The sequence below is a fragment of the Achromobacter dolens genome, from assembly GCF_902859745.1.
GTDB classification, from domain to species: domain Bacteria; phylum Pseudomonadota; class Gammaproteobacteria; order Burkholderiales; family Burkholderiaceae_B; genus Achromobacter; species Achromobacter dolens.
The window spans coordinates 1-12,625 of the sequence record NZ_CADIJW010000057.1 but is presented as its reverse complement, the minus strand read 5'-3'; the positions used below and the strand labels follow the sequence as shown (position 1 = coordinate 12,625).

The window sequence follows — 12,625 nt, the reverse complement described above, 5'->3', positions numbered from 1 at the left end:
TGGCTCACGCCGCCGCGCGCGGCGCGTTCGACAGGTGCATCAACAGCGCGCCGGCGGCGATCAGGGCCGCGCCCGCCAGCCGGCCGGGATTGAGCGCGCTGCCGACGAAGCCCACCAACGCATAGCGGTCCAGCAGCAGCGCCGCCAGCATCTGGCCGGCGATCACCGCCGCCAGGAAGGCGCCCGCGCCCAGGCGCGGCGCCAGCATCAGCGCCGCCGTGATGTAGAACACGCCGGCCAGCCCGCCGGTCCAGCCCCACCACGGCAGCCGGCCGATCTCGGCAAAGCTCGGCGCCGGCACGCGCAGAACCGCCATCACCGCCATCGCGGCGATGGCGCTGATGGCCAGCGAGACCATGGTGGCCCACAGCGGATGCCCCAGGTGACGGCCCAGGGCGGCATTGGCGCCGGCCTGGATAGGCACCAGCGCGCCCGCCAGGATGGCGGCGGGAACGGCGTAGAAGGTCGTGGTATTCAAGGTTTGCTCCGATTCAAGAGGATTGGCTTTATTCTCTTATTCGTCAACCGTTGAATCCAATTCGATATTTGTCTATTGAATATGCAGCCAGTGAATAATTTACGGGCCATCGACCTGAATCTGCTGGTGGTGCTGGACGCGTTGCTGCACGAGCGCAACCTGACCCGCGCCGCCGCCCGTCTGCCGATGAGCCAGCCCGCCATGAGCCACGCGCTGGCCCGCCTGCGGACGCTGCTTGGCGACCCGCTGTTCCATCGCACCCGTGGCGGCCTGCGGCCCACGCCGCACGCCCTGGCGCTCGAAGCGCCGCTGCGCGATGTGCTGGCGCAGGTGCGTCGGCTGTTGGCGGGCGCGGTGTTCGAGCCGGCGGCGAGCCGGCGCGCGTTTCGCCTGGCGATGTCCGACTATGGCGCGAGCGTGCTGCTGCCGCCGCTGATGCGGCGCCTGCGGCGCGACGCGCCGGGTATCGACCTGGAGATCAGTTATGCCAGCCGTAGCGGCATGATCGCGGGCGTGGCCGACGGCCAGCTCGACCTGGCGCTGGCCGTATTCGGCGAGACCCCCGCCGACATTCAGCGCGAGGTGCTGTTCGAAGAGCGCTTCGTCTGCGTCGCCGACGCCGCCGCCGGCCTGCCGTCGACATTGGAGGATTACCTGGCGCGACCGCACGTGCTGGCGGCCGCCAGCCAGGACCAGCGCGCGGCGGAAGTGGACGCGGCGCTGGCCCGCCTCGGCCAGTCGCGCCGCGTGGCGCTGCGGCTGCCGCATTGGACGGCGGCGTCCGCCGTGCTGGCCGGCACCGACCTGGTGCTGACGGTGGCGCGGCGCTCGGTGACGCCGGCGCCGGCCGGCCTGGCCGTGGGGCCGGCGCCATTCGCCATCGCGCCGCTGGCGTTCGAGATGATCTGGCACCAGCGCGCCGACGCGGACGCCGGCCTGGGCTGGCTGCGCGCGCTGCTCGGTCAGGTGGCCGGCTGAGGCGCGGCGGGCGCCGCCTATTCCCGCGCGCGCGGTGCCATGAACTCGGGGCCGACAGGATCGAGGACGTTCTTTTCCAGCAGTTCGTCGATGTCGGCCATGTCGGCGTCGCTCAGGTGCCAGCCGCAGGCCTGGTCCACGCCGTCCAGTTGTTCGGGACGGCGCGCGCCCCACAGGGCGATGGTCGGGCCGCTGTCCAGCACCCAGCGGATCGCCAAGGCCAGCACCGGCTTGTCGTAGCGGATCCGCGCCATGGCCTCCAGTTCCTTGGTGGCGCGCACGTACTGGTCGAAACGCGGCCGGCGGAACTTCGGATCCGCCGCCCGCAGGTCGTCGGCGCCGAAGGTGGTGTCCACCGTCATGCGACCCGACAGCAGGCCGCGGCACAAGGCGCCATAGGCCAGCACGGCCAGCCCGTGCTCGCGTGCATAGGGCAGCACGTCGCGCTCGATGGCGCGCTCGAACAGGTTGTAGGGCGGCTGCACTGACGCCAGCGGCAGCACCGCGCGGAACGCATCCATCTGCTCGGGCGAATAATTGCTCACCCCCACCGCCAGGATCTTGCCTTCGCGCTGCAGCGCTTCCAGCGTGCGCGCCGTGTCCTCGATCGGCACCAGCGGATCGGGCCAATGGATCTGATACAGGTCGATGCGGTCGGTGCGCAGGCGGCGCAGCGAATCCTCCACCTCGCGCCGCAGCCGCTGCGGGCTGGAGTTGCGCCGCACGCCCTCGCCGGCCCATTCCAGGCCGCCCTTGGTGGCGATGACCGCCCGGTCGCGCATGCCCGCCAGGGCCTGCCCCACCATTCCCTCGGAATGGCCGAAGCCATACACCGGCGCGGTGTCGATCAGGTTGATGCCGCGCTCGACCGCGCCGCGCAGGGTGGCGATCGAGGCCGAGTCATCGGCGCCGCCCCACATCCAGCCACCGATCGCCCACGTGCCCAGGCCGATTCTCGACACAGGCGTGGGGATGCCTTCAATACGCATGGTCTCGACCAGCATGACTTCTCCTACACAAAAGGGTTGATGAGTGTAGGTCAGGTATTATTGAATCGGATTCAACGATTTATTCATCTTCGCCCCGCTGTTCATGCCGTCCTACAGCCGCCACGACCTGGCCGATCTCAGCGCCTTTGCGGCCATCTGCCGGCGCGGCAGTTTCCGCCTGGCGGCCATCGAACTGGGCGTATCGACCTCGGCCCTGAGCCACGCGCTACGCAACCTGGAAGATCGCCTGGGCGTCAAGCTGCTCAACCGCACCACCCGCTCGGTCGCGCCCACCGAAGCCGGCAGCCGCTTGGCGGCGCAACTGGACCAGAGCTTCGGCGAGATCGGCGCGGCCCTGTCGGAGCTGGACCGCTACCGCAGCGGCCCGCTGGGAGGCCTGCGCATCAACGTGCCGCGCGATGCCTCGCGGCTGCTCCTCAGCCCGGTGCTGGCTCGCTACCTCGACGACTATCCCGGCGTGCAGATCGAGGTCGTGGTCGACAACAACATGGTCGACATAGTCAAGGCCGGCTTCGACGCCGGCATTCGCTTCGGCGACACGGTGCCGCAAGACATGGTCTGCACGCCGCTGACCCCGCCATTGCGCTGGGTGGTGGTGGGCGCGCCCGCCTATCTCGGCCGCCACGGCACGCCCAGGACGCCCGAGGACCTGTTGCGCCACGCCTGCATCCGGCTGCGGCTCGGCGACCAGACCATGTACCGCTGGGAACTCGGGCAGCCGCCGCGCGCGCACGCCATCGACGTGCCCGGCGCGCTGATCGTGAACGAAACCGACATGGCGCTGGACGCCGCGCTGGACGGCATCGGCCTGGCCTATTGCCTGGAGCGCTGCGCGGAGCCGCACCTGCGCGCCGGACGCCTGCGGCGCGTGCTGGACGAGTGGTCGCCAGCGGGCGCGCCGCTGGTCATGTACTACCCCAGCCGGCGGCAACTGGCGCCCGCGCTGAGCCGCCTGATCGAAGCGATCCGCGGCGCCAACGGGCTGCCCGGCGCGATCGACGGCTAGGCCCCGCCAATCGCCCCGCATGGGTCGCGCCGGTCCGCAGGCGGCGCCAGCCTGCTATCGTGGAGGCCAGCCCCCCTTTCGGAGACGCCATGCCCGCCGATGCCCTGCCCCAGGACCCCTTGCTGTTGCACACGATGCGCGATGGCATCGCCACGCTGCGGTTGAACCGGCCCGCGCAATTCAATGCGTTGTCCGAGGGCTTGCTGGACGCGCTGCGCGCGCGCATCGACGCGCTCGCCCGTGAACCCGGCCTGCGCTGCGTGATCCTGGAATCGGCCGGCCGCGCGTTCTGCGCCGGCCACGACCTGCGCGAAATGCGCAGCCAGCCCGCGTTCGATTACTACCTGGCGCTGTTCCGCAAGTGCGGCGGCGTCATGCAGGGCCTGCAGGCCCTGCCAGTGCCGGTCATCGCCAAGGTCCGCGGGGTGGCCACCGCGGCGGGCTGCCAATTGGTGGCGAGCTGCGACCTGGCCGTGGCCGCCGACAGCGCGCGCTTCGCCGTCTCCGGCATCAATGCCGGCCTGTTCTGTTCCACGCCGGCGGTGGCGCTGAGCCGCAACGTGTCGACCAAGCGTGCCTTCGAAATGCTGGTGACCGCGCGCTTCATCGACGCCGCGCAGGCGTGCGACTGGGGCCTGCTGAACGACGTCGCGCCGGACGCGGAGCTGGACGCGCGGGTCCAGGCGCTGGCCGACGTGATCGCATCCAAGAGCCCCGCCGCGATCCGCCACGGCAAGCGCATGTTCTACGCACAGCGCCAGATGGCGCAGGCCGAGGCCTACGAATACGCCGCCGAAGTCATGGCGCGCAACATGATGGAAGAGGACGCGGCTGAAGGCATCGACGCCTTCCTGCAAAAGCGCGCGCCGCGCTGGCGCCCGTGATCGGCGGCGCTACGCCAGCCAGCCCAGCGCCCAGCCGCCCGCCGCGGCGGCCAGCACCACCCATAGCGGCGACCAGCGCGCATACACCAGCAGGCCGAACAGGCCAAGCGCCAGCGCGAAATCCGCCTTGGTGAGGATCGCGCCGGTCCAGACCGGGTCGTACAGCGCCGCCAGCAGGATGCCCACCACGGCCGCGTTGACGCCCGCGACCATGTTGCGCACGCCCGGTCGGCTCCGCAGGCCTTCCCAGAAAGGCAAGGCGGCGGCCACCAGCAGCGCGCCGGGCAGGAACACTGCCACCAGCATGGCCAGGCCGCCGGCCCAGCCCGGCAATGGACCGGACGAGACCGCGCCCAGGAAAGCGGCGAACGTGAACAGCGGCCCCGGCAGCGCCTGCGCCACGCCATAGCCCGCCAGGAAATCCGCGCTGGACACCATGCCGCCGCCAACCGCGGCCGTCTCCAGCAACGGCAGCACCACGTGCCCGCCGCCGAACACCAGCGCGCCCGCGCGATAGAACCCGGCCAATTGCGTCGCCAGCGGCGCGTCCGACAGTGACGCCCATAGCGACAACCCCGCCAGCAACAGCGTGAACAGCGACAGGCAGAGATAACCGGCGCTGCGCGACACGCTCTGGGCCCGGTTCGCCAGAAGCGGCCGAGGCGGCACCTGCAGCAACACGGCGCCGGCCGCCGCGCCCAGCACGATGGCGCCGATCTGCCCCAGGGTGGTCGGTAGCGCGACGGCGATCAACGCGGCGACGATGGCCAACCCGGCGCGCGGCGCGTCTGGACAGAGCGAGCGGCCCATGCCCCACACCGCCTGCGCGATCACCGCCACGGCCGCCACCTTCAGGCCATGCACTAGCGGCAGGCTGGCCAGGCCGCCGAAACGCGCCAGCCCCAGGCCCAGCAGGATCATTGCCAGCGCGGACGGCAGCGTGAACGCAAGCCAGGCCGCCAGCATGCCCGTCCACCCGGCCCGTTTCAGGCCCAGCGCCATGCCGACCTGACTGCTGGCCGGGCCCGGCAAAAACTGGCACAACGCCACCAGATCGGAAAACGCATAATCGTCGAGCCAACGGCGGCGATCGACGAATTCCTCGCGGAAATAGGCCAGGTGCGCCACCGGGCCGCCAAAGGCGGTCAGGCCGAGCCGCAGAAAAGCGAAAAAGACCTCCGCACAGGTTCCGCCTCCAGCCGTCTCGGCCTCGCTGGCCACCGCTTTACTGGCGACGCGTTCATCGTGGGAAGGGGGTTGCGGCGGCATCGGACTCGACACTCTGGAACGGTTGGCGCCGGCCGGTCGCGCGGCGGCGTGATTCAAGCTTATAGCCGGGCGGCGTGGCAGTTTCAATCGTTCGCGCGGCACGGTTCCGCCAGAGTACTGCATCAAGCTTCACAATTTCCATACAAAATCCGTTGGATAGCCCGATATCCGCTCTGTAGAATACGCCGGCCCACCGCGGTGGCCAGACGCGTCGAGCGGCAAATGTGCGGCGCCCGCGCCCACAGGAATTCCAGAATGCTCAAGTTCACGATCCGTATTTTCGTGGTCGCCGCCATCGCCTACATTGCCGCCTCGCAATTGGTCAACCGCAGCCTGGGTTATCTGCTCGAATCGATCAGCGCCGATCTGTCGTACGAGGCCGTGCGCGGCCAGATGTACGCGCTGCATAAAGAACTCGATCCGATCGAGCCCGAATCACGCGCCGCCTTCATCCGCGATTCCCTGCGCCCGCACTATGGCCTGGAATTGAAGCTGGTGACACCGGAACGGATCGAAGCGACCGAACAGGAAAAGCAGGATCTGGCCACGCGCGGCTTCATCATGCGCGACGAATACAACACCTATCTCGCTCCCCTGCCCGGCGAACCGCGGCAATGGCTGGAGATGCGCCTGCCCGGCGAACCCACGCTGGAAAAGTGGATCACATGGGGCGCGTGGCTGGCGCTGAGCATGGTGCTGGCGGCCGTGCTGCTGCTCCTGTGGGCGCTCCCGGTGTGGCGCGACCTGGATTCGCTGCGCAACGCCACCCTGCGCATGGGCCAGGGCGACCTGGGCGTACGCGCGCGCCTGTCGCATTTCTCCGGCATCCGCCATGTCGGCGAGAGCTTCAATCAAATGGCCGAGCGCATTTCGGCGCTGGTGGAGAATCAGCGCAGCCTGACCAACGCCGTCTCGCATGAATTGCGCACGCCGCTGGCGCGGCTGTCGTTCGAGGTCGACATGCTGGGCCAGGAGAAATTCCAGGCGCGGCGCGAGCAGATCCTGCACGATATGCGCGCCGATATCCGCGAGCTCGAAACCATGGTCGACGAACTACTGGTGTACGCGCGGCTGGAACGTCCCGCCGACGACGTCGTCAAGCAGGAAACCGTGGACGTGCGCGACTGGCTCGGCGAAGCGCTGGCGCAGGTGGCGCACCAGGCCGACGCGCGCGGCGTGCATTGCCACGTGCGCGACGGCCTGCCGGCGCATGTGCAGTTGCATCCGCGCTACATGAGCCGGGCGCTGCTCAACCTGGTCCAGAACGCCGTGCGCTACGCCAGGGCGCGCATCGAAATCTCGCTGACGAGCTGCCCGACGGGCGGCTACGAATTGATCGTCGATGACGACGGCCCGGGCGTCGCGCCTGTCGATCGCGAGCGCATTTTCGAACCCTTCATCCGGCTCGACGAAAGCCGCGACCGCGGCACCGGCGGCGCCGGCCTGGGCCTGGCCATCGTCAAGCGCGTGGCAGCCAGCCACAAGGGCACCATCGAAGTGCGCGAAAGCCCGTTGGGCGGCGCGCGCTTCATATTGCGCTGGATGTCCACGCCCGTCGCGGCGGATTCAGCAGGTAGTTGCTGATGTCGAACGCGCCGTCCTCCGGATCGGTGAACTTCTGCGCTGCGGCGGCGCCGCAGACCAGCCACAATCCCAACACACGCGAGACACTCCGCATAGACGGCTCTCCCGACGACTCGGTCCGGCGACCTGGCCGGACGCCGGACCACGGCGCGTTGGCGCGTTTCAGAACACCAGCGTGGCCGATGCCATGAAGGTGCTGCTGCTATCCAGGCGGTTGGTGCTGCTGAGGGTCGGCACCCAGCGCAACCCGAGCGACAGCGAGCGCTTGTCGGCCAGCTTGCGGTCATAGGTGAGGACCGGACCCAGCGCCCAGTCGCGGCCCCGGAAGCCATTCAGCCGGTCGGCGGTGGGACCGCTGTCGCTGCCGAGCTGCTGTTGCGTGCCGAGCAACCGTTTTGGCGTGTAGTAATGAATTAACCAATAGTGCGATCGGTTTTACCGGACGGCGCGATTGAAACAAATCGCAGGGCGCGCGGGGCGAAAATAAGAAACGCAAATAACAAAGCGGGAATGCCCCTTTCGGGGATTCCCGCCCATATTGAAAATACCGCGGTGCGTCGTCAGGCCGGCGCGGCCGCCCTGCGCGCATGGATCTGGTCAATGCGCAGTCCATCGCGGCGCGTGATCTCGAAGCGCCAGTCGCGCCACGCGATCACGTCGCCGGTTTCCGGAATCCGCCCTTCCGCACGCAGCAGCCGGCCCGCCAGCGTCGCGTCGTCGGCGCCCTCGGCCAGCTCCGCCGCCTCCAGCACCCGCGCCGCTTCGGCCAGCGCCAGGCGCCCGTCCAGCAGCCAGGAACCATCCGACAATTGCAGCGCTTCGGGCGGCGCCTCGCTATTTTCCGGCAGCTCGCCGGCCACCGCGGTCAGCACGTCCATCGGCGTCACCAGCCCTTCGCACACGCCGTGCTCGTCGACCACGATCAGCATGTGGTCGCGCGAGGCGCGCAGTTCTTCCAGCACCTTCAGCACCGGCGTGGTTTCCATCACGTAGCGCGGCTCGCGCGCCAGCTCGACCAGGTCGATCGGACCCGGGTTCTGCAGCAGCGGCAGCAGGTCCTTGAAGTGCAGCACGCCCAGCACGTTGGCCGGATCGCCGGCGCACAGCGGCAGGCGCGAGTGGCCCGAGGCGAACTTGCGCACGATCGCGTCGGGCGTGTCGGCCACATCCAGCCAGATCATGTCGCCGCGCGCCACCATGATCGCGCGCACATCATGCGCGCCAATGGCCAGCACCCGTTCGATCATGGAGCTTTCCTCCGGCGCGAACGCCGGTTCCTCGCCGACGCTGTCCACCAGCGCCACCACATCGTCGGCCGGTTGCGGCGCCTGGCCGCCGCGGCCGGCGCGCAACAGCCGCAGCACGGCCTGCGCGGTGCGCTGGCGGCGGCCCAGGGCATGCGCGCCCTTGGCCCGGTTGCGGCGCGCAAGCTGGTTGCACAGCTCGATCAGGATCGAGAAGCCGATCGCGGCGTACAGGTAGCCCTTCGGCACGTGGAAGCCCAGGCCTTCGGCCACCAGGCTGAAGCCGATCATCAGCAGCAGGCCCAGGCACAGGATCACCACGGTGGGGTGACGCGCCACGAAGCCCATCAGCGGGCGGCTGGCCAGCATCATCACGGCCATGGCCACCACCACCGCGATCATCATGATGCTCAGGTCCTGCACCATGCCGACCGCCGTGATCACCGAGTCCAGCGAGAACACCGCGTCCAGCACCACGATCTGCAGGATTACCTGCCAGAACACCGCATGCTGCACCTTCTGGCCGCTGTCATGGCCGCTGCCGCCCTCGACGCGCTCGTGCAGCTCCATCGTGCCCTTGAACAGCAGGAACAGGCCGCCCAGGATCAGGATCAGGTCGCGCCCCGAGATCTCGGCGCCCAGCACGGTGAACAGCGGCGCGGTCAGGGTCACCACCCAGGCGATGCTGGCCAACAGGCCCAGGCGCATCAGCATGGCCAGGGTCAGGCCGATCATGCGGGCGCGGTTGCGCTGCGCCGGCGGCAGCTTGTCGGCCAGGATGGCAATGAACACCAGGTTATCGATACCCAGCACGATTTCAAGAATGACCAGCGTCGCCAGGCCAAGCCAGGCGGTCGGGTCGGACATCCAGTCAAAGATCATCAACGTTCCACAAGAAGACTCAGAAGCGGGCGAGCGCGCGGGTCCGGCAACGCCGGGGCCATGGCGAGGGGCGAACTCGGACAGAATGGAGCTGTGCCGCGCGTGCGCAAGGCGCGGACGGTGTCGGACAGGCCGGCGGCGCGCGGCCGCCTATGCGGGGCGTGGGCGCTGCGGCGAGATCGCGCGGAGCCGGCCGTGCGGGGCCGGACGCCGGAAGTCGGCAGGGAGGGGAAACCGGGCGCCGCCACGTGAGCGGCGCCATACTAGGAGGCGGGTCGTCGGTCATAGATGGCGAAACCGTCCTCGCTTGCCGGGCAAGCGCAGGCCGCGTGTTCCGCCGTGCTCTCATTCTTTCAGGAACCTGAATATTAGCTGAAATGTAAGCGAGAGAAAAATCCGGGACGACCCGCATCGGAAGGGTGTCGCCGTCATCGAATCAGTGACAAACTCGATGCTCATACATATAAGCTGTCGCGGGATCCCTTTCACTCGGGAGCCGAACGCTCCGAAGGTTGTCGCCTCGCGGACCGCGCGCCGGGGGCCAGCCTCGCCGGACGCAGGCTCCGCCGCTGGAGCGATGAATGAAAGACCAACCTGTTTCCGCACGGCGCGGGCTGCTCAAGGCCCTGGCCGTGGGCGTGCCCGGCGCCGTCTGGGCGCCCCATGCCGCCGCCGCGCCCGAGGCCACGCCGGCCCCTGCCGCAGCTCCTCCCAACCGCACGCTCAAGTTCTTCAACGCCCAGGAAGCGCTGGCGATGGACGCCATCGCCGCGCGCCTGATCCCGGCCGACGAGCTCGGCCCCGGCGCCAAGGAAGCCGGCGTGACCCAGTTCGTCGACGGCCAGTTGGCGGGCGCCTGGGGCGCGGGCGAGCAGTTCTACCGTCAGGGCCCGTTCGAGGCCGGCACGCCCGAGCAGGGCTACCAGTTGTCGTTCACGCCCGCCGAGATGTTCCGGCGCGGCCTGGCGGCGCTGGACGCCGCCACCCGCAAACAGGATGGCAAGCCCTACGCCGAACTGGACGCCCAGCGCCAGGACGCCTGGCTGCACGACATGCAGGCCGGCAAGCCGGATTTTTCGCCATTGCCGTCGGCCGTGTTCTTCCAGGCCCTGCTGGACGCCACCATCGAGGGATTCTTCTCCGACCCGCTGTATGGCGGCAATATCGACATGGTGGGCTGGAAGCTGGTCGGCTTTCCCGGCGCCTACGCCTCGTTTTCCAACGACATCGAGCGCCACGGCGTGATCTGGGCCGGCCGGCCCGTATCCATCGCCAATGCGCGCGCCCACGCCATGAAACCGGGAGATGGCCATGGCTAAGACGCTCCCCGCGGTGGATGTGGCGATCGTCGGCGGCGGCTGGACCGGCGCCATCATCGGCAAGGAACTGGCCGCGGCCGGCCAGCGCGTGGTGGTGCTGGAACGCGGCGAGGCGCGCTGGCCCTCGCCCGATTTCCAGGGCCCCTACGTCCACGACGAACTCAAGTACACGCGGCGCCACGAGCTGCACCAGAACGCGGCCACCGAAACCTTCACCTTCCGCAACAACACCGACCAGAAGGCGCTGCCGATGCGCCGCTGGCAGTTCGCCTACCCCGGCACCCACCTGGGCGGCGCCGGCAACCACTGGTCGGGCGCGTACTACCGTTTCGATCCGACCGACTTCCGCCTGCGCAGCCACTACACCGAGCGCTACGGCGCCAAAATCTTCGATCCCGAGCTGACCTGCCAGGACTGGCCGCTGACCTACGACGAACTGGAGCCATACTTCGACCGCTTCGACTACCTGATCGGCGCCTCCGGCCAGGCTGGCAACATCAAGGGCCAGAAGCAGGAAGGCGGCAACCCGTTCGAGCCGTGGCGCTCGCGGCCCTACCCCAACCCGCCGATGAAGGTGCCGTATGCGCCGGCGCTGTTCGGCGAGGCCGCGCGCAAGCTCGGCTATCACCCCTACGTGCAACCGTCCGCGCTCTGTACCCGGCCCTATGTGAACAGCGAAGGCCTGCACATGAGCGCCTGTGTGTATTGCGGCTTCTGTTCCAACTTCGGCTGCGAGCACTTCGCCAAGGCCTCGCCGCAGGTCTGTATCCTGCCGGTGGCGATGAAGTTGCCGACCTTCGAGATCCGCACCGGCGCGCATGTGCTGCGGGTCGAGCTGACGCCGGACAAGAAGCGCGCGCGCGGGGTGACCTACGTGGACGCGGCCGGCGCCGAGATCTTCCAGCCGGCCGAGATCGTGGTGCTGTGCGCCTTCGGCATCAACAATGTGCGCCTGCTGCTGCTGTCCGGCATCGGCCAGCCCTACGACCCCGTGACCGACAAGGGCGTGGTGGGCCGCAACTACACGCACCAGACCACGTCCGGCGTGAACCTGTTCTTCGACGAGTCCGTGAACATCAATCCCTTCATGGGCGCCGGCGCCGTGGCGGTCACCATGGACGACTTCAGCGCCGACAACTTCGATCACGGCCCGCACGGCTTCGTCGGCGGCGGCTACCTGCAAATCCAGGTGGTCAGCGGCGCGCCGATCGGCTTTCATCCCACGCCAAAGGGCACGCCGGGCTGGGGCGCCGAATGGAAGAAGGCTGTCAAGCGCTACTACAACCACGCCGCCAACATCACCATTACCGGCTCGGCCCAACCGTGGCGCGGCGGCTACCTCAGCCTGGACCCCACCTACAAGGACGCCTGGGGCCTGCCGCTGCTGCGCGTGACCTACGACTTCCCCGACAACGACATCCGCATGTCGGCGTTCCTGACCGAACGCGGCGACGAGATCGGCCGCGCCATGAAAGGCGTGACGCAGACCGAGCCGGGGCCGCGCAAGCGGCCGTTCTCGGCCACCGTGTACCAGTCGACCCACCTGACCGGCGGCGCGGCCATGGGCAGCGATCCCGCCACCAGCGTGGTCAACCGCTACGGCCAGTCCTGGGACGTGCCCAATGTCTTCGTTACGGGCGCGGCGCTGTTTCCCCAGAACTCGGGCTACAACCCCACGGGCACGGTGGGCGCCACTGCCTATTGGATCGTCGAGAAAATCAAGGCGGACTACCTGCGTTCGCCGGGACGGTTGGTGTCATCATGATCGAACATCGCAACGGCATCTTCATCGCGGTGGCGCTGATGGTGGGCGTGCCCGCCGTCACACTGGTCGCCACCCTGCACCAGATGTTCGGCACCGGCGGCGACGGCCCGATCCGCGCCTCCGCGGTGCAGGCCCCGCCCGCGCCGGCTCAACCCGCGGCGCCTGCGGCGTCGGGCGCGCCGCCGGCCTCGGCCACACCGGCCACG

10 protein-coding genes and 2 pseudogenes are annotated in these 12,625 nt (G+C 69.0%); 7 read left to right on the top strand and 5 right to left on the bottom strand.

Annotated elements, in window-relative coordinates; genetic code table 11:
• Positions 1 to 4 precede the first annotated feature (4 nt).
• On the bottom strand, positions 5 to 478 hold the full coding sequence (locus HV783_RS25620; protein ID WP_054502536.1) for a DMT family transporter: 474 nt from the start codon (positions 476 to 478) through the stop codon (positions 5 to 7).
• 81 nt (positions 479 to 559) lie between these two features.
• On the opposite strand from HV783_RS25620, the gene HV783_RS25615 reads away from it, so the two are divergent.
• Complete coding sequence (locus HV783_RS25615) at positions 560 to 1,456, top strand: LysR family transcriptional regulator (protein WP_231133045.1); 897 nt, start codon at positions 560 to 562, stop codon at positions 1,454 to 1,456.
• 17 nt (positions 1,457 to 1,473) lie between these two features.
• On the opposite strand, the gene HV783_RS25610 is transcribed toward HV783_RS25615, so the two are convergent.
• The gene (locus HV783_RS25610) at positions 1,474 to 2,460 is read right to left on the bottom strand and encodes an aldo/keto reductase (RefSeq protein ID WP_175190125.1); all 987 of its coding nucleotides are present in this window, start codon (positions 2,458 to 2,460) and stop codon (positions 1,474 to 1,476) included.
• Positions 2,461 to 2,548: 88 nt separating this feature from the next.
• Between HV783_RS25610 and HV783_RS25605 the strand changes: the two genes are divergently transcribed.
• Together HV783_RS25605 and HV783_RS25600 are read left to right on the top strand one after the other, a co-directional pair.
• Positions 2,549 to 3,472 (top strand): LysR family transcriptional regulator, encoded by a 924-nt coding sequence (locus HV783_RS25605; RefSeq protein WP_064527640.1) that lies wholly within the window; start codon positions 2,549 to 2,551, stop codon positions 3,470 to 3,472.
• Positions 3,473 to 3,561: 89 nt separating this feature from the next.
• Positions 3,562 to 4,356: an enoyl-CoA hydratase gene (locus tag HV783_RS25600; protein ID WP_054502539.1), complete on the top strand. Its 795-nt coding sequence runs from the start codon at positions 3,562 to 3,564 to the stop codon at positions 4,354 to 4,356.
• 9 nt (positions 4,357 to 4,365) lie between these two features.
• On the opposite strand, the gene chrA is transcribed toward HV783_RS25600, so the two are convergent.
• The gene (gene chrA / locus HV783_RS25595; RefSeq protein WP_175190124.1) at positions 4,366 to 5,625 is read right to left on the bottom strand and encodes a chromate efflux transporter; all 1,260 of its coding nucleotides are present in this window, start codon (positions 5,623 to 5,625) and stop codon (positions 4,366 to 4,368) included.
• A gap of 255 nt (positions 5,626 to 5,880) precedes the next feature.
• Between chrA and HV783_RS25590 the strand changes: the two genes are divergently transcribed.
• A complete protein-coding gene (locus HV783_RS25590) occupies positions 5,881 to 7,209 on the top strand; it encodes an ATP-binding protein (protein WP_175190123.1) in 1,329 nt (442 codons plus the stop codon).
• A gap of 162 nt (positions 7,210 to 7,371) precedes the next feature.
• On the opposite strand, the pseudogene HV783_RS25585 reads toward HV783_RS25590, so the two are convergent.
• Both HV783_RS25585 and HV783_RS25580 read right to left on the bottom strand, forming a co-directional pair.
• Positions 7,372 to 7,599: pseudogene (locus tag HV783_RS25585) on the bottom strand (SphA family protein); the annotation flags it as partial.
• 170 nt (positions 7,600 to 7,769) lie between these two features.
• Positions 7,770 to 9,335 (bottom strand): TerC family protein, encoded by a 1,566-nt coding sequence (locus HV783_RS25580; RefSeq protein WP_175190122.1) that lies wholly within the window; start codon positions 9,333 to 9,335, stop codon positions 7,770 to 7,772.
• 581 nt (positions 9,336 to 9,916) lie between these two features.
• Here HV783_RS25580 and HV783_RS25575 point away from each other — a divergent pair.
• The 3 genes and pseudogenes from HV783_RS25575 to HV783_RS25565 form a co-directional block, all read left to right on the top strand.
• Positions 9,917 to 10,654: a gluconate 2-dehydrogenase subunit 3 family protein gene (locus tag HV783_RS25575; RefSeq protein ID WP_054502544.1), complete on the top strand. Its 738-nt coding sequence runs from the start codon at positions 9,917 to 9,919 to the stop codon at positions 10,652 to 10,654.
• Positions 10,647 to 12,419: a GMC family oxidoreductase gene (locus tag HV783_RS25570; RefSeq protein WP_054502862.1), complete on the top strand. Its 1,773-nt coding sequence runs from the start codon at positions 10,647 to 10,649 to the stop codon at positions 12,417 to 12,419. The genes HV783_RS25575 and HV783_RS25570 overlap by 8 nt, the downstream gene beginning before the upstream one ends.
• Positions 12,416 to 12,625: pseudogene (locus HV783_RS25565) on the top strand (c-type cytochrome); the annotation flags it as partial. The gene HV783_RS25570 and the pseudogene HV783_RS25565, both read left to right, overlap by 4 nt.

What these genes read in the sequence shown, in the direction of transcription:
- HV783_RS25615 (WP_231133045.1), top strand. Translation starts at nt 560, where the DNA reads ATGCAGCCAGTGAATAATTTACGGGCCATCGACCTGAATCTGCTGGTG.
- HV783_RS25610 (WP_175190125.1), bottom strand. Translation starts at nt 2,460, where the DNA reads ATGCTGGTCGAGACCATGCGTATTGAAGGCATCCCCACGCCTGTGTCG.
- HV783_RS25605 (WP_064527640.1), top strand. Translation starts at nt 2,549, where the DNA reads ATGCCGTCCTACAGCCGCCACGACCTGGCCGATCTCAGCGCCTTTGCG.
- HV783_RS25600 (WP_054502539.1), top strand. Translation starts at nt 3,562, where the DNA reads ATGCCCGCCGATGCCCTGCCCCAGGACCCCTTGCTGTTGCACACGATG.
- chrA (WP_175190124.1), bottom strand. Translation starts at nt 5,625, where the DNA reads ATGCCGCCGCAACCCCCTTCCCACGATGAACGCGTCGCCAGTAAAGCG.
- HV783_RS25590 (WP_175190123.1), top strand. Translation starts at nt 5,881, where the DNA reads ATGCTCAAGTTCACGATCCGTATTTTCGTGGTCGCCGCCATCGCCTAC.
- HV783_RS25580 (WP_175190122.1), bottom strand. Translation starts at nt 9,335, where the DNA reads ATGATCTTTGACTGGATGTCCGACCCGACCGCCTGGCTTGGCCTGGCG.
- HV783_RS25575 (WP_054502544.1), top strand. Translation starts at nt 9,917, where the DNA reads ATGAAAGACCAACCTGTTTCCGCACGGCGCGGGCTGCTCAAGGCCCTG.
- HV783_RS25570 (WP_054502862.1), top strand. Translation starts at nt 10,647, where the DNA reads ATGGCTAAGACGCTCCCCGCGGTGGATGTGGCGATCGTCGGCGGCGGC.